Genomic DNA, 16,055 nt, shown 5'->3' on the forward strand with positions numbered 1-16,055 from the left:
AGTACGGTGTCCCCCATGCGCCCCGACACGCCCGCCGAGAACGTCGACCACGCCGCCGAAGCAGCCCGCCTGGAACGCACCGCAGGCCTCTACCCCGAGGACGCCGAGGCCCTGCTGCTGCGCGCCGCGGCCCACCTGGAGCTGTCCGGCGCCCGCCCCGCCGCGACCGCGCTCTACGACCGCCTGCTGTCCTCCGTCGCCTCCTCCGGGTCGCTGGAGAACCCGTCCCTGGTCCGCGCCCTGAAGGCGTCGAACCTCTGGGAGTACGACCACGAGGCGGAGGCCCGGGCGATCATCGACGGCGTCCGTGCGGCGGCGCCGCGCGACCCCGCCCCCTGGGTGATCGTGGCCGAGGCCCTGGAGACCCACGACGAACTGGAGGCGGCGCACGAGACGTTCACGGAGGCCGCCCGCCTGCTCCTCACCGACGTACCGGAACCCCCGTACGCGACGCATCCCGTCCTCTACGGCCGCCACCGCGTCCGCCGGATGCTGGGCCTGGCCCACGACGACTGGGACACCCTGGCCGACACCCTGCACTCGATGCCGGTCTCCCTGGACGAGCTGCACGACCCGAAGCGCGTCTGGTCCCTGGGCTCGGAGAACCCGGCGGACCTGGAGGCGGAGATCTCCCGCCTCCGTGCCGAACTGGGCGCCTACCGCGAGGCCCTGTCCCGCCCCTTCCCGGTGGCCATGCTCCACTGGCCGGCCGGCGAACTGGCGGAGCTGGTCGAGGCGTACCCGTCCCTCGCCTCCGAGTACCCGTCCTACGACGACCACCTGGCGTCGATAGAGGCGGCCCTGCGCGAACTGGCCTCCTCGGGCACCCCGAACCTGGGCGTGGTCCCGGGCACGGTCCCGTCCTACGAGGCCTTCGCCGCGTCGGAGGGCGCGTCCCCGGCCGACCCGACGCTGCTCCCGCAGTACGCGACGACGCTGGCCGCCCGGGGACTGGCGGTGGCGTGGCCGCCGCAGCGCGGGGCGGCGTGCTGGTGCGGGTCGCAGCGGCCGTACGGGCAGTGCCACGGCGAGGACGCCGCCGGGGACCGATGAGATTCGGCGCGGGCAGGTGTCTACCAGTGCGACACCCTGACGCACGACGCGAGGCGTCAGCCGGATCTCCCCGAGGAGACAGGACGACATGAGCACCGAGCAGACCCCCGCCGCGGCCGACGGCTTCTCCTACACCCTGACCCGCACCCTGGACGCCCCCGCGGCCCGGGTCTGGCAGGCGTGGACCACCCCCGACCAGTACGCCCGGTGGGCCTACGCCGTCCCCGGCTCCGTGGAGATGGACGTCCGCCCCGGCGGCACCTGGAAGGCCACGATGCGCACCCCGGACGGCGCGGAGTTCCCCCTGACGGGCTCCTACACCGAGGTCGCCGAGCCCCGCCGGCTGACCATCGGCATGGACGTCCCGGGCCGCCCCGACCCGGCGCTGATGACCCTGGAACTCACGGAACAGGGCCCGCGCAACACCGTGATCACCCTCAGCCAGACCTGCGACACGGCGGAGGAGCGGGACGGCGCGGAGCAGGGCAGCGGGATGCTGCTGGACGGGCTGGCGGGGTTCCTGGCGGGCGGGCCACAGGACTGAACTCCGCCCGGCACGAGCGCCGTCCCTGCGTCAGGGGCGGGGGCGGGGGCGGGGGCGGGCGCGGTCAGGAGCAGGCGAGACCGCCGCCGCCGCCCGCCCGCCCGCCCGCCCGCCTCAGCAGGTGACTGTGCGGTCGTACGTACCGAAGACGCCCTCGTAGATGTACAGCTTGCTCGCACCGTTGGCGATCGTGTAGCACGGGCTGTCGCCGGCGTTGTTCACGACCACCTTCACCCGCATCGTTTTGCCGCAGTTGTTGGAGAGGTCCACGTCGAAGCCGTTGGGCGTGCCGGTCACGTACCGACCGATACACGCGGGCGCGGTGCCGGCGGCCACAGCATGAGCGGCCGGCGCGGAGACAGCGAGGCTTCCGCCGATTGCTGCCGCCGTGGCGACGACCATGGAGAGTTTCCTGCGAGAAGACATGTGTCCCCCTAGGACCGAAGAGTGTTGCTTTCTCGACAAAAGCTACGATGCCCACCCTTTGCTCCGAGCATGAGAGTTCACAGAAGAATGGCCGATATGCACCGACCATCGCCATAAGTCCCGCGGCCGCGGCAGGGAGCAGAGAGCAGGGGCGGGGAGGAGGGGGCAGATCAGAAGAGCACGGCGGAGTGCCCCGTTGTCTGCCCCCGCACACCTGGCCCCACGTCGGCGGGGCGACATGGTGAGACGGATCATGCCGAGCTACCGGAGGGGGCGCCTTGCACCAGCACGAGCGCATGGACAGGGAAACGACCGGCGGGGCACCCGCCCGGCTACCGCGGTCGGCCGCCCCGGTTGTCCCGGCCGTCCCCGCCGGTGAACAACTGCGGGCCACGGCCGGGCCCCTGAGCCCCTCGGCGGTGACGGCCCTGCAGCGCGCGGCGGGCAACACGGCGACGACGCACGCGGTGGCGGCCGACCCCCGTCACACGCCACGCGGCGCGAACCTGGCCGTCCAACGCGCGGAGAACGACAACACCGGCGGAGGTGCTCCAGCCGGCACGGCGCAGTCGCAGACCGTCGCCGAGGGCGAGGTCAAGAGCGTCGGCCCGGGCGGCACGATCACCTACCCCTCGGTGACAAGCTGCCTGACCATCACCGTCTACCTCCGGGACGGCAGCAAGGTCGGCGGTCATGCCAGCCTGCTCCAGATGTCCGGCGGCATGTACTCGGACCAGATCCTGCCCGCGATCAGGTCACAGGTGGGTGAGGGCAGGGTGGAGAAGATCGACGTCAGCGGCGCCGTCTCGGCATGGAACCCCGCGTATCTGAGAACCGCCATCGAGAAGTCCGACCCGGTCCCCCCGCAGAAGAACGACCCGGAGGGCATCCGCGACGTCGTGTCCAGCATCCTGGGCCGACAGAAGAAGAAGGTCTCCGTACGGGAAACCCCCGACGGCACGCTGACCAGGTGACGATCCTTACGCGTCGGGCCTGCGCCACCTCGTGAACGTTCCGGTATGGTTCCTGGCCCGCAGCACGATCGACATCGTCGACACGGCAACCGCCGGCCAGCGTCTGCTCGGCGCGTGAGATTCTTCGAGGTCGGTCAGGATCCCGCCTCCGGCTGCGGGACCGGACGTGCCTCATCGCCGCCGAGAAGCTCGATATCGCTGATGGCGACCTGCTTGTTCTCGGAGGCGTAGTAGGACGACTTGATGGTGAAACGCACCACCAACACCTTGCCCACGTCGAGTGCGAAGTGCTGACCGCCCACCACCGGGGCAAGCATGAGGTCCCGCTCGACAGTCTTGCCCGCAGCCGTGGTGACGGTGACGGTCACCCGGTTCGGCAGGGCCGACTCCGAGAGGGCACCGACCCGAGTGCTCACTCCGGATGTGAAGACTAGATCGGTCAGCCGAGTCGGCACGTCGAAACGGCCCTCGATCCACTCACCAGCACCGGAGTGAGCCACGCCAGGCCCCCACCAGGTCGCATCTTCCCTGTCGAAGGCGAGATCCGGCCCATGCCCCTCATACGAATGGGACGCCTTCATTTCATTCGGGCGGACCGCGCGGACAAGGTCCCGCCAACTGTCCGAGTCATCCGTCGGCGACAACTGCTCCACCGACGGGGTCTTTGACGACTCCCCTTCCGCATTGCCGCGCGCTCCGTCCGGCAACCCCACGGCCAGGGCCACCGCGGCACACGTGGCCACCCCTACCGCGAGCGCGCCCACGACGATGCGTCGCCGTCGACGCACCCGATGAGGGACAGGATCGGACACGACCGGCGTCACCGTCGACTGCGAGAGCCCGTCGGCGGAGAACTCCCGTACCCGTTCCAGCAGCTCATCCGTAGACGGCCGCTTCGACGGATCCTTCTCCAGACAGTCCCCGACGACGCCTTGCAGCACCTCCGGCAGGCCATCCAGCCTGGGTGGATCATGGACCACGTGGTACGCCGTCATGTAAGCGTTCTCGGCTTCGAACGGGCTGTGCCCGGATGCCGCGTGGACCAGGACCGAGGCCAGGGAGAAGACATCCGTTTCGGGCCCGACGTCCTTCGGCGCACGAAACTGCTCCGGTGACATGAACGGCGGAGTTCCCATGACTCGTCCCGTCGTCGTCATGTGCTGCTGGTCGGACGCGCGGGAGATGCCGAAGTCGATGACGCGGGGACCGTCTTCGGACAGGATGACGTTCGACGGCTTCAGATCGCGATGCACCACCCCCACGCGATGGATGTCCCGCAGAGCTTCGGCCAACCCGACCGCCAGCTTTCGCAACTCCGGACTGCCCAGCGGACCTTTCTCGGCCACCTGTTGAGCCAGCGTGGGCCCCGGAATGTACGAGGTCGCCATCCACGGACGTACGGCGTCCGGGTCGGCGTCGACAACCGCCGCTGTGAAGGCGCCACTCACCCGGCGCGCAGCGGTCACCTCCCTGCGGAACCGGGCGCGGAACTCTGCGTCGTCAGCGAACTGCTGGTACACGACCTTCACCGCGATCCTGCGCCCCGAGCCCGACCGGGCGTGGTAGACGACGCCCATGCCCCCTGACCCAAGCCGCCCCTCCAACCGGTAGCCACCGATCGACTCCGGGTCCTCCGTGCTGAGCGGCATTCTCTGATCCCCCAAGCAGTGCTCCAGGACGGGCCCCAGAATGACCTCACGCTATCGCGCGGGGGTGTGTGGTTGCAGTTGCACGGGCAAGGACCCACGCATGGACGCCGGACGCGCGACACACCTCGGAAGAGCCGTTGGCCGCCACAATCGCCCTGCGCCCGTCTCCCTCCCCCGCGGCCGTCTCCGCCCGCACGAGCCGCCAGGGCTCCCGCGACACGGCCCCGCAGATCGCGGAGCGGCAGCTGCTCCTCCAACCCACACTGTTCGCCCGTCGGATCCAACGGAGGGCTCCCGTCAGCACTCCACTCACGGAGCGACTTGCACCGCCGGCGCGAACAGTCTCAAACGCGCTCTGAGCGGGGAGATGGTAGATAACCTCAGAGGAAACACTCTCTGTTGCGGGGGGTGCGGGGAGGGATCGACTCGGAGGGGGAACTTTGAGGAGTGACACGAAAGGGTGGCGCTTCCCCTTCATCACAGCGTGGGCCCGGGACGAAGGCAGGGTGCACACAACCGTGTGCCTACTCTTTGTCGCCGCCAACGTAGGACTCGTCGTCGTGATTGGGGTGAGGGATGGATACCCCATTTATGCCATCTCGTTACCTGCGGGGACTGCACTACTCCTGTTGCTGGCGCTACTCATTCACTCAAGACAGAACAGCGCTCGATTGACGCGGTCGCGGCCCACCCCTCCGAAGGAGGGATTTGATACGGCGACTGCGAACTCGTCATCAAGACTCCCGAACAGTGAACACACAAAGAGTGACCATCCCGCTACGAACGAGTCCACAAGCTCTCTGAACGGATTACGGCAACAATCCGTCAGCAATATTGCTCGCGAGTACGTTCGACTCATCGACACGCAACCCGAAGAGTATCGAGATCTCGTAGAGGAAGCGGATCGTGAGATCCGGACAGGAGAGGGCGAGTCCTCGGCAGCTCTGATTTTGAATGAGGTGCTGGGCATTTCGGGACCGGAACACACGCCAGAAGAAAGGCGCAAGGCACTGACTTACGCCAGTCACGGTGTACTGGAAGTGTTTCGCACGCTTGGACCGCCCCCACCTGGAATTCAGGTACTCCCTCCCGGCGAGATGCCCGACGGAGGCGGAGGTGGCGTCTCGGACCCCGTACTAGATGCTGGTTGGGGTGGGCGCCGTGGCTGATCAAGAAGCAGAAAGCCTCCCCTCGTCCCGTTCGCGGACGGAGGATCACGTGGTTGCGAATCTGCATGCGTGGATTGATCTTCCCCCGGCACACCTCAAAGTCGCGCTCGGATTCTATGGTGAGCGCGAGAAGCGAGATCATGAATACCGGATCGCGAAGACAGAGCGCGATCAGGAGATTCAGAGGCTGGAAGTTCTGAACCAGCACCGCCTGGACGTCATGGGCATGATGGCTGCCTTCGTGATCTCTGTTGCGTCAGTCGGCAGCGCCATTTATTTCGGAGCACGTCACGACTATTGGATGGCTGGAATCATGTTGGGTCCGACCGTATTCGCCATCATGAAGCTGTTCATAACACGCAAGGCGGACAAGTCCGACTTGAAGGCAGCAGGCGGAACTCTTGGGGCAGTCACGCAGCAAGGCAGTCCGCAATCTCTGCAGTGAGTCACTCCGGCCTGCTGGAAGATCGGCCTCGGTTGCCACAGATTCCGTGGAGTCCAGCGCCAGCCGTGTCGCCAGAACTTGGTCCCCGCACGTCGTGCGCCGGCACAATGACGTCGTGCCCGAACCTGCCCCCTCGTCTGCCGCCGTCTCCGCCCGCATGAGCCGCCAGGGCTCTCGCGACACGGCCCCGGAAATCGCGGTGCGGCAGCTGCTCCACGCATCGGGCTTGCGCTATCGCGTCAACGTTCCAGTGCCCGGCATGCCTCGCCGCACGACCGACATCGTCTTCCCCTCGGTCAAGGTCGCGATCTTCCTCGACGGCTGCTTCTGGCACGGCTGCCCTCAGCACGCCACCCAGCCGAAGTCCAACGCGGAGTGGTGGCGGACCAAGCTCGCCAAGAACATGGCCCGCGACGCCGAGACGACACAACACCTGCAGGGCCGGGGGTGGACGGTCCTCCGGTTCTGGGAGCACGAAGCTCCGGACGACGTGGCGAACACGGTTCGGACGACCGTTCTCGCGGCCCGACGTCGTGATTGATCACCAAGTGGTCCCGAGGCTCGGGGACAGAGGGAAGGGGACTCGTTGAAGAGGCTGTCGTCGGTCGACGTGTGCTCCGGCGCGGGAGGTCTCGCGCTGGGCCTGGAGCTGGCGGGCTTTGACCCCGTGCTCCTCTTGGACAGCAACAGGCAGGCATGCGAGACCCTGCGGCACAACAGACCGTCGTGGAACGTGCTCGAAATGGATCTCCTGGACTTCGACCCTCTCGAGCACCAGGTGAGCTACGACGTGGACCTTCTTTCGGCCGGCCTGCCACGCGTAAGGTCGTCTGCGACGACGAAAAGGGTGGAAACGGGGCAGGAACTCAAACTCCTCAAGGCGACCATCTATCTGGCCCACGCCGTTCGACCCCGCGCCCTTCTGATCGAGAACGTCCCGGAACTGGTGGACGGCGCCGCCTTCGACGAGGTGCGCGACTTCGTCCGGGGCGAGCTTCTGCACCTCGGCTACGGATTCCACTGGTTCATCCTCAACGCCACTGACTTCGGCGTCCCGCAAGACCGACGGCAGGGAGTGATGGTGGCTCTCAAAGAACCGTACGCCGACCGATTCCGCCCGCCGGAGTCCGCCGTGGTCAAACACCTCACCGTGGGTGAAGCCCTGCGCTCGTCGATGTCAGAACGCGGATGGACCGGAGCGGATGCATGGGCACAGCAAGCGAACCGCGTCGCACCGACCCTCGTGGGCGGCTCGGAGAATCGCGGCGGCGCCGACCTGGGCCCGAGCGGCACCAAGAAGGCATGGGCCCGCATGGGCGTCAACGCCGTCTCGCTGAGCGACGAGGTGCCCGGCCCGGACGGCACCCAGGAGTCGGACAATTCCGGGTCCCCCTTGAAGAAGATCACTGTCGACCAGGCCGCACTTCTTCAGTCCTTCCCCAAGGACTGGGAGATCACCGGCCGGAAAACGGTCCGGTACCGGCAGATCGGCCACGCCTCTCCTCCGCCGGTGGGGGAAGCACTCGGTCTGGCCATCGCCCGCACGCTGCGTTCCTGACCGGCGAACCCGCAGGTCAGGCAGGAACCACTGGCCATCGTGCGGGTGCCTGGTACAAACCGCGCACAAGGCTGTCGGCCGGCTACACTTCCACCTCATGACCCGAGCACCACATCCGGACGCACCGGTGATCGTCGACCTCTTCGCAGGCCCGGGCGGCCTGGACATCGCCGCCGAGGTGCTCGGAGTGCCCGCAATCGGCGTGGAGTGGGAGAAGTCGACCCGCGCGACGCGGGACGCCGCCCACCTTCGCACCACCGCGGTGGGTGACGTGGCGAAGGTGAACCCACTCGATCCCGAGGTGCGCTCAGCTCGCGTCCTGGCCGGCGGCCCGCCTTGTCAGACGTATTCGGTGGCGGGCAACCGCGAAGGGCACAAGGCTCTCGACGAGGTTGTGGACCTGGCCGAGCTGGTGGGCAGCAGCAGGACTGTGGGAGCGCTGGAGAAGTCATGGGCAGAGGTGGAACGGAGAGCCGTCGACCTGGAATGGGCCGACGAGCGTACAGGCCTCGTACTCCAACCTCTGCGGTGGATCGTCGAGAAGGGCCTCAAGTCCGATCCCTACGAAGTGGTGGTGTTGGAGCAGGTTCCCACCGTTCTTCCGGTGTGGAAGAAGTACCGCGAGATCCTTCGAGGCCTCGGATACGACGCGGAGTGCGAACTGCTGCACACCGAGGAATACGGGGTACCACAGACGCGTCGCCGTGCGGTGTTGATCGCCCGTTACCGAGGAAGCGGAAGAGGTCGGAGCCTGGAGTTCCCGCCTCTCACACATCAGCGCTACCGAAAGGGTGCGACGCGCCTCCCCGCTCAGCGGCCCACGGATTCCACGAACGCCCTCCAGCAGAACTCGCTCTTTGGTTCCCAGGCCCCGCCCTCGATCGGACCATGGGTCTCCATGGGAGACGCGCTCAGGGAATCGCGCGCCTCGGACTTCGTCGTACGCTCCAACTACGGCTCGGGTGGAGACCCCAAGAAGCGAGGGCTTCGCGTCTCCGACGCGCCGGCGGCCACGATCACCGGCAAGGTTCGCCGCAACACGGTCTTCGACCTCAAGGGGTACGACCAGGACGGCGAACCGGAGTTGGGTCCGGAACAGGACCGTTTCAGTTTCCGCGAAGCCGGTCTGCTGCAAACCTTCCCGGCCGAGTACCCCTGGCGCGGCACGGATGTCGCACAGCAAATCGGTAACGCGATCCCGCCCCTGTTGGGCGTACACATCCTGTGCACAGCACTGGGACTGAGCGAGGATCGCAAAGAACAGGCCATCGAGAGCCTCAGGACTTGGCGCCCTTCTCAACACTAAGTCAGTTGTTCGACTCACCGTGCCGGCCGGCGGGCCGCTTGCAGTGCCGTGTCCCAGCTACTCTGCCCGCAGAAGGGGCGCGCGGGGGCGGCGTGGCGGGCTACGGCCTCCACTCGTGTCTGTAGTTGGCGTGAGTTGCGTACGGCAGCGCGAGGATTCGTAGGGTCTCGCAGCCAGATGTCGGATCGTCGCCGGCCCAGCCACAGACGGCACAGTGGACACCGTATGCGCCCGACTGCGAGCGCCTGGCGCTGAGGGGCCGGCGCCGCCGCCGTCGCTGTCGCCCGTAGTGCTGCCCCATGCCTGCGGACCCTCGGGGGGCATCCACATCCCTATCAGCGTCTGCGGACCCCCGGGGGGCATCCACAACCCTATGAGCGTGCAGCTTCAGCAGTCGCCGCTTGGAGCGGATGTCAGCGAGGACACGGGCACACTGGATGTCCTGAAGGTATGCGTCCCAACCGGCCAAGCAGTGAATCCGCGCATCACTGCCGATGGAATGGAACACCCAGCCTTCCTCACCGGCCAGGCCATTTTCCCGCCACTTCCACGGGCCCTTGGGCATTGCACGTACGCGTGCTTCTTGCTCGTCGAGTCGTGTGTGGAGAAACTCCACGAGGTGGACCAAGTGTGTCACCTCCAGAGTCCGATACCCCGCCCGGAGTTCAGCCGGACAGGCGATCCAGGCGTTCCGCTACTCGCTACCCACCGCTCCACGCCTCAACCACTTCGAAGAGCCTCAGCGCCCTTCACTGCGACGTGCGAGGAGCGCGTTCTGGTAGCTCCCAAGGTCATCTTTCAGGAGGGTGGACAACCCTGGGCTCTCGACGTGGTCACCGTAGAAGCACCCCCGTATGCGGTCAACGAGACGGCGCGAGACCGTGATATCGGGAGGCGTTTCATCGATGGCTCTGTGGAGTAGCTCACGCAAATCGAAAAACTTCATGTAGACAGCTTGCGAGAAGAAGACGCCGCACTCAAGATTGAACTCGTTAAGTTCCTGTGCGTACCGCTCGGCCCACTCACGAGTCTTGTCCTGGTTGGCGAAATCCCAGTTCACTTCGTAGCGGATGCAGATCGTCCAAATTTGCGGGTACAACTCGATCCTCTTCTTGAGGATCTCTTGGATTTGAGTCTGAACCACCGAGTTGCGGTTGGTCCGGGTAGTGGCGCGGACCGTCAGCAGTGTTCCCAGGATGGATACGACTGCGGCGATCAATGCGACCGACACCGCGGAGCTCAGGTTCATACACCACTTCTACCGGAGCTGTACGGTTCGAGGGAAGCCAACCACCATGGACATGGACATGTCGGGTCTCAGAAACCCTGCGAGCCCATACGGAGACTGCCACCCCAGACGTGAACGCCCACGCCCTGTGCCCAGGGGCAACCCACTCGCGGTAGACCTTCGGACTCACTCTGCCTCCGCGGCCTCCTCCCTTCCACGTACTCGCGCGTCGGCGAAGAGATCCACGAAGAGGGCGGTCAGGCGCTCCACGGACTCCTCGGGGGCAGGCTCCTCCGAGGGGCCGGAGGGAAGGGGGCGGTGATGCACGGAGTGCCCCTCTTCTGCCTCGTCGATCCACCGTCGGGCCGCCCCGGCGTCCCGCTCCGCGTCCGGCGCCATCACGTCGTACATCAAAGTGGCGGCGGCCGCGTTGACAGCCTTTCCCAAGGCGTTCGCCTCCCGCCCGGTGCGAACGACATCCCGCCGCAACATTCGCACCAGCGCCTGCGCCGTGGGTCTGTGGTCGATCACGTCCAGCCGTAGAACCGTGTTCAGCATGTCCTGATTACCACAGGCAACGACGACAGGTTCGTAGTCGGAACCGTTCCGGAACAGTTCGGCCGACCACCAGAGCCTGGCGAAGGCCTGCTTGTGGTGAGGGCCCTTGAAGTACCGTCCGTTGACCGACTTCTTCGTCTCCGAGAAGTGCCGCCACACCACGAAGTCGGGTGCCACACCGAGAGCCACGTAGTTCCACAGCGCGGAATCCGCGGCCTCCTCACGCGTCAGTCGAAGAATCGCGTGCAACCGTGGGGCGAGCCAGGCGTCGGCCTGTGTGGGCCTGTCGTCCCGGTAGATGTACATCGCGTCGTCGATCAGGTCCCGTACGGCGCCAAGTCGCATGCGGGGGCTCTCCGGCAGCGGTTCGGTCGCCTGGTTGAGAGTGATCGCGGGGACGTTGTCCTTGCCGGACAGCAGCCCGTCGGCGATGAACCTCGCCGCGTTCTCGTCCGCGAGTCGAGCCAGGTACTCGGGCAGGTGGTCGGGCCTCTCCGTCACGCCTCGTCCTCACGCTTGAGCTTGTTCAGGCCGCGTACGGTCTCCGAGAGCGCCCTGGGCACCTCGGCTCTGCGCATGGCCGCGTACTGAACGCGCGGCTGCAGTTCGGTCCACCCCGTCACCCCCACGCGCCGGCGATGCACTTCACGCAAGGCGTCCTCGAGAGACCGGTCCGGAACCACGTCGGGCAGCATCTCCCGCAGTACCTCGCCCTGCCAGCCGTGCGGGAACAGCGGGGTGCCGTCGTCCTCGATCTCCAGGTCGCCGATGGCCGAGTGGAACACGGCGATCCACACGTCGGCGGCCATCTGGGACACCATGAGTTCGTTGACCAGGCCCTCGGGCCCGCGTCCCTCGGCACTCAGGACGTCGGTGATGCCCTCGAAGTCGGTGTTGATGTGCACAGTGGGCAGTCGTCCGGACGCGTTCACGATCCACGGGGCATCGACGAAGTTCCGCAGCCATTGCGGTCCCTTCGCGAAACCGACTTCCTTGATGTCGAAGCTCTGCTCCCGGGTCGGGACGTCGCCTCTCGTGTCGACGACCCAGTCGTCGGCCGCCTCCGCGATGATGCGTCCGGGGACACCGTCGACCGTCGCGACCACCTGGACCGTCAGGGTGGCCCGCTCGAAGACGTCGGAACGAAGCAACCGCAGGTCGCCGCGCCATTCGCGACCACCCTCCGCGTCCGGGACGAGCCTGGCGGTCACCCGGGTGTTGGTGGTCCTGTCCGTGAGTACGGCGACCACCACCACCTCCGTCCATGGACCGTCCGGTTCCACTGCCTTGGAGGGGACCGTGGCCGACACCGTCAGCGTGGCGGTCTCCCAGTCCTCCGTCTCCGCCAGGCCGAGGGCGACGACTCGCTCGACCACGGACCGGGCGCGCGAGTCGAGTTGCTCACGCGGCTGTTCGGGCGCCTTGACCCTGGCGGCGTCCACGCGCAGGGAGACCGTGCCCCGCAGACGCGGATACGGGAAGACCTTCACGACGGCACCTCTCCTTCGGCGGCACGCAGTTCGACCACGAGACCGCTGAGACTCGTCCTCACGGCATGTGTCGTCGGGTCGGTCACCCCACGGAACGTCGCGGAGCGGGCCCTTTCGGCGAAGCGCAGCACGTCGTCCACGACCTCGCAGTTCTCCACCCCCAACAGCTCGGCCCACGCGATGGTGGGCCGAGGGCCCGAACGCACTTCGAACTTGGCCACCGGGGCGAGCCTCCATGCGTGGCCGCCGGCAGGAATCCTGATCTCCCCGGTCACCTGCCAGGCACCGCCGTCCAGCACCCGGGCCTCCAGCTCCTCCAGCACCGGCAGCGTCGCCGCCGACAGCCGGGCCCGTCGCGCCTTCGTGCCGACGGTGAGCTTCGGGGCCAACCGTCCACCGCCCGCCTGCGACTTCTTCCTGGGGCGAGCCACCAGCCGTTTGATCGCCGCGTTGGTCTCTCGGGTGAGAGAGGCGACGCGCCGGTAGGCCGAGGGCGAGTAGGTGAGGGTCAGTTCCTCCGTCTGGCCCCACTTGTTGTGCTCAGGAGGCTCGGCCGCCCGCAGGAAGACTTCCGCCTCGGCCGCGTACGGAGCCCGTGAACCTGCGGCCTCACCGGCCAGCAGGACGGCCTGGAAGGGATTGACGGACAGCGAGAGCCCGGGAACGGCGGCATCCCGCACCGTCATGCGGTTGCCCCGCATCGCCACGACGCGGTTGGGCTTCCCGTCCATGTCCTCGGCGTCGGTCACCAGGAGCACGGCGAGATGCTCTCCCGCAGAACCCCGCCCGCCTCCGGTGGTCGGAACACTCAGAGGCACGGTGGTGGCCGCGACCTGGCCGGATTCCGTGAGCTGCTCGACTGTCGTACCGTCCAGGAACGCCCTCAACGCCCGTGTGCGGGACGGTTGGGTCACAGTGGGGTCCACACGTTCCTCGGCTACGACCACCTCACCGTTGCGCAGGGTGCGCACCGAGGCTTCCAGCAGGGGCAACCGGTCACCACCTCCGGTCATCGCGGCCCAGAAGTTCCGGCCCAGGGCCTGGACCAACCTGCGGTGCATCCCCTGGATACTGAAGGCGTCGTCGACCTCGTCGTCATCGGACGCCCGACTCGCATCGACGAGACTAGCTACGTCGTGCGCCCCCACGACGAGGAACGACGTGCCGGGTTCACCGCTTTCCCGCGTGAGGTGGAGCGATTCGACGGTCTCCTCGTCCGCCCACCAGGAACGGGCCACCGCGGCCCCGGGAGAGTCGGGATCGGGCCGCCCCAACCACGCCGGCCCCGCCCATACCTGACCGCCGACCCGCCGCCACGGCAGGTCGAGCCGCCCGACGAGACGGCGCTCGGTGCGGCCCTCGTGAGGTTCCGACAACGTGGAGTTGATGAGAACCAGACCGAGTCGACTGGTGGCCCAGAGGGTCGCCTTGCCCAAGCCGTACGAACCACCCGCCGACTTACCGGACTTGTGGCTGTCGAGCTGCCGTCGCACCACAGCCGCGAAGCGACCGTCCTCGTAGTCGTCACCGGTAAGGCCCGCGGCGTTGTAGTCGTCCACCCGCAGCAGCACGAGACGGTCGTGGTCGTACATGTCGCGCAGTCCGGCGTCGATGACCCGGCCGACCTTCTGGTCCTGGGCGGCAGCCACCTCGTAGTGCGGGAAGAGGTCGTCCCACCGCAGTGCCTCTCGGAACCGCGCGAGCTTCTCACCGGTGAGTTCATGCAGGGTGTAACGCACCCGGACGGGCTGCCCGTTCGCGGTGATGCGCTCGTCCAGGCTGTTCTGGCAGGTTTCCCGAGCCAGCACTTCGACATCGGCGTCGAAGGCGAACGCGGCGGCGTTGCCCAGCTCGCGACCGCCGTCGGCGTGACCGGGGCGGTGGTACCAACCCACGGGGAGGCCGGCCTGGGTGTCCGTCGTACGGGTGTGCACCGTGGCCAGGTCGGTGTTCAGCGCACGCGCGATGCGCTCGATGGTCTCGGGCCGGGGGGCGGCACGCCCGGTGATCCACGCGGAGACCGCCGCGCGTGTCACCTCCACCTCCTGAGCCAGTTCGGTCTGCGTCATGTCGGCGAGCTTCAACTGCCGCGCCAGCCATGGACCGAAGTCCTCACCTGCGTCCACGGTCACCTGCTCTCGGGTCCTGGTCCGCTTACGACGGACAGCAGGAACACCCTACCCGCTACCGTTTGACAGCGGGCACCCTGTCAAACAACCTTTGACACGACCCGCCGTCAACCCAGGTCTCGTCGGGTCGATTGAATGCTCTAAGAACTCCTAACGAAATGCCGTACGCGACAGCCGAGTGTGTCAGCGGTGACCGGACTTCTTGCGCTTCCGGCGCACACGCCATAGCACCACGGTCCCAGGATCAGAGCGCATGTGTGGCGGCACGAAACGCGCGGGCACGTTGAAGAGGATGATGCTGATCTCGCAGGCCATGCATGCCAGCACGATGAGCACCGCAATCAGGACGACGGCTGCTTGACCACCGGTCATCTCAGCGTCCAGCAGTCCCAAAAAGACAAGAGGAGTGATTGCCCAGAGCGAGGTGGCGGTGACACCCAAGGAGCGGACCTCGCCTCTCCTGACCTCCTGGCCGAACGGCAGGACAGTGTAGGAAGCCAAGAAGAAGTCCACCAAGTGCGCGTTGCGCCAGAGCTGGGCCGCCTTCCACGTCATGAAGGCAGCACCTGTCATCCACACGAGTCCGATCGCATAGGCCACGCCGCGTCCCCCGCTACTCATCGACCGTCTTCGCGATCTCTTACGGTACGCCGCCTTGCGTTCCATGGCTTTAGATCGATTTGACGAGCACACTCAGGACTCATCGGGCCGCCCTGAGGCGCCTCCAGCAGATAAGCGCACATCCGAGGGTCAGGAATGCCTCGTGGATGTCGTCACGGATCTCCCAGCGGATGCGCAGGCGACGGAACCAGTGCAGGTGGGCGAACGCGCGTTCAACAACCCAGCGTTGAGCGCCGAGCCCGGAGCCGTGCTCGGTCCCGCGGCGGGCGATTTGCGGCTTCACGCCGAGATCCCAGACCAGGCGGCGGTACTTGTCGTGGTCGTAGCCGCGGTCCCCCAGCACCACGTCCGGTCGGCGCCGGGGCCGGCCGCGCTTGCCCCGCACCGGCGGCACGGCCTGCAGCAACGGGACGAGCTGGGTGACGTCGTTGCGATTGCCGCCGGTGAGGGTGGCGGCAAGCGGGATGCCGGTGGCGTCGGTGATCAGGTGATGTTTGCTGCCCGTCTTGCCCCGGTCGACGGGGCTTCGTCCGGTCTTGATGCCCCCTTTAACGCCCGGATGTGGGAGCCGTCGACCGCCGCCCGGGAGAAGTCCAGGACGTTCACACTACGGAGTTTGGCGAGGAGGACCCCGTGCAGCCGGGGCCATACCCCGGCTTCGGTCCACTCGGCCAGGCGGCGCCAGCAGGTCATGCCCGAGCCGAAGCCGAGTTCCTGCGGCAGGTGCTCCCAGGCGATTCCGGTGTGCAGCACAAACAGGATGCCCTGGAACACCAGCCGGTCCGGATGCCGCTTGCGCCCCGGATGCTGGGCCCGACGCTCAATCTTCGGCACAAGCGGCTCGATCACCGCCCACAGCTCGTCGTCAACTTCCCACGGCTTCGCCCGAGCCACCCCGCACCCCC

At 67.1% G+C, this 16,055-nt stretch carries 16 protein-coding genes and 1 pseudogene; 7 read left to right on the plus strand and 10 right to left on the minus strand.

Annotation, left to right across the window (positions count from 1 at the left end; genetic code table 11):
- The first annotated feature begins 15 nt into the window (after positions 1-15).
- The gene (locus BJ961_RS31125) at positions 16-1,053 is read left to right on the plus strand and encodes an SEC-C domain-containing protein (RefSeq protein ID WP_271416106.1); all 1,038 of its coding nucleotides are present in this window, start codon (positions 16-18) and stop codon (positions 1,051-1,053) included.
- An 88-nt stretch (positions 1,054-1,141) separates the two neighbouring features.
- Entirely contained in the window at positions 1,142-1,597 is a 456-nt protein-coding gene (locus BJ961_RS31130; protein ID WP_271416107.1) for an SRPBCC family protein, read from the plus strand.
- Positions 1,598-1,711: 114 nt separating this feature from the next.
- Here the strand turns inward: BJ961_RS31130 and BJ961_RS31135 are convergent, their stop codons facing one another.
- On the minus strand, positions 1,712-1,894 hold the full coding sequence (locus tag BJ961_RS31135) for a hypothetical protein (protein ID WP_271416108.1): 183 nt from the start codon (positions 1,892-1,894) through the stop codon (positions 1,712-1,714).
- 425 nt (positions 1,895-2,319) lie between these two features.
- Here BJ961_RS31135 and BJ961_RS31140 point away from each other — a divergent pair, with 425 nt between their 5' ends.
- Positions 2,320-2,997, plus strand: a complete 678-nt coding sequence (locus BJ961_RS31140; protein WP_271416109.1) for a hypothetical protein — start codon at positions 2,320-2,322, stop codon at positions 2,995-2,997.
- A gap of 134 nt (positions 2,998-3,131) precedes the next feature.
- On the opposite strand, the gene BJ961_RS36250 is transcribed toward BJ961_RS31140, so the two are convergent.
- On the minus strand, positions 3,132-3,578 hold the full coding sequence (locus BJ961_RS36250; RefSeq protein WP_381332900.1) for an NADase-type glycan-binding domain-containing protein: 447 nt from the start codon (positions 3,576-3,578) through the stop codon (positions 3,132-3,134).
- Between the two features lie 261 nt (positions 3,579-3,839).
- A pseudogene (locus BJ961_RS31145) lies at positions 3,840-4,646 on the minus strand (serine/threonine-protein kinase); the annotation flags it as partial.
- 1,161 nt (positions 4,647-5,807) lie between these two features.
- On the opposite strand from BJ961_RS31145, the gene BJ961_RS31150 reads away from it, so the two are divergent.
- The 4 genes from BJ961_RS31150 (at position 5,808) to BJ961_RS31165 (ending at position 9,124) form a co-directional block, all read left to right on the plus strand.
- The gene (locus tag BJ961_RS31150; RefSeq protein ID WP_271416110.1) at positions 5,808-6,260 is read left to right on the plus strand and encodes a hypothetical protein; all 453 of its coding nucleotides are present in this window, start codon (positions 5,808-5,810) and stop codon (positions 6,258-6,260) included.
- Between the two features lie 115 nt (positions 6,261-6,375).
- On the plus strand, positions 6,376-6,801 hold the full coding sequence (locus tag BJ961_RS31155; RefSeq protein WP_271416111.1) for a very short patch repair endonuclease: 426 nt from the start codon (positions 6,376-6,378) through the stop codon (positions 6,799-6,801).
- A gap of 45 nt (positions 6,802-6,846) precedes the next feature.
- Entirely contained in the window at positions 6,847-7,818 is a 972-nt protein-coding gene (locus tag BJ961_RS31160; RefSeq protein ID WP_271416112.1) for a DNA cytosine methyltransferase, read from the plus strand.
- A gap of 97 nt (positions 7,819-7,915) precedes the next feature.
- Positions 7,916-9,124 carry a DNA cytosine methyltransferase gene (locus tag BJ961_RS31165; protein ID WP_271416113.1) on the plus strand — a complete coding sequence of 403 codons (1,209 nt, stop codon included), beginning with the start codon at positions 7,916-7,918 and terminating at the stop codon, positions 9,122-9,124.
- A 100-nt stretch (positions 9,125-9,224) separates the two neighbouring features.
- Here the strand turns inward: BJ961_RS31165 and BJ961_RS36255 are convergent, their stop codons facing one another.
- The 7 genes from BJ961_RS36255 to BJ961_RS31195 form a co-directional block, all read right to left on the minus strand.
- Positions 9,225-9,761 carry a DUF6221 family protein gene (locus tag BJ961_RS36255; RefSeq protein ID WP_356623822.1) on the minus strand — a complete coding sequence of 179 codons (537 nt, stop codon included), beginning with the start codon at positions 9,759-9,761 and terminating at the stop codon, positions 9,225-9,227.
- A 102-nt stretch (positions 9,762-9,863) separates the two neighbouring features.
- Positions 9,864-10,373 carry a hypothetical protein gene (locus BJ961_RS31170; RefSeq protein WP_271416114.1) on the minus strand — a complete coding sequence of 170 codons (510 nt, stop codon included), beginning with the start codon at positions 10,371-10,373 and terminating at the stop codon, positions 9,864-9,866.
- Between the two features lie 165 nt (positions 10,374-10,538).
- Positions 10,539-11,411, minus strand: a complete 873-nt coding sequence (locus BJ961_RS31175; protein WP_271416115.1) for a DUF6339 family protein — start codon at positions 11,409-11,411, stop codon at positions 10,539-10,541.
- Positions 11,408-12,400: a hypothetical protein gene (locus tag BJ961_RS31180; protein WP_271416116.1), complete on the minus strand. Its 993-nt coding sequence runs from the start codon at positions 12,398-12,400 to the stop codon at positions 11,408-11,410. Before BJ961_RS31180 ends, BJ961_RS31175 begins: the two co-directional genes overlap by 4 nt.
- Entirely contained in the window at positions 12,397-14,526 is a 2,130-nt protein-coding gene (locus BJ961_RS31185; protein WP_271417225.1) for a helix-turn-helix domain-containing protein, read from the minus strand. The genes BJ961_RS31180 and BJ961_RS31185 overlap by 4 nt, the downstream gene beginning before the upstream one ends.
- 186 nt (positions 14,527-14,712) lie before the next feature.
- Positions 14,713-15,129: a hypothetical protein gene (locus BJ961_RS31190; RefSeq protein ID WP_271413932.1), complete on the minus strand. Its 417-nt coding sequence runs from the start codon at positions 15,127-15,129 to the stop codon at positions 14,713-14,715.
- Positions 15,130-15,229: 100 nt separating this feature from the next.
- Positions 15,230-16,044, minus strand: a protein-coding gene (locus tag BJ961_RS31195) for an IS5 family transposase (RefSeq protein ID WP_271413942.1) whose coding sequence is annotated in 2 segments (ribosomal slippage) — positions 15,230-15,715 and positions 15,718-16,044 — 813 coding nt in all. Because the reading frame shifts where the segments join, the coding sequence is not laid out codon by codon here.
- Between the last annotated feature and the right edge of the window lie 11 nt (positions 16,045-16,055).

The sequence above is a fragment of the Streptomyces lienomycini genome, from assembly GCF_027947595.1.
GTDB lineage: Bacteria > Actinomycetota > Actinomycetes > Streptomycetales > Streptomycetaceae > Streptomyces > Streptomyces lienomycini.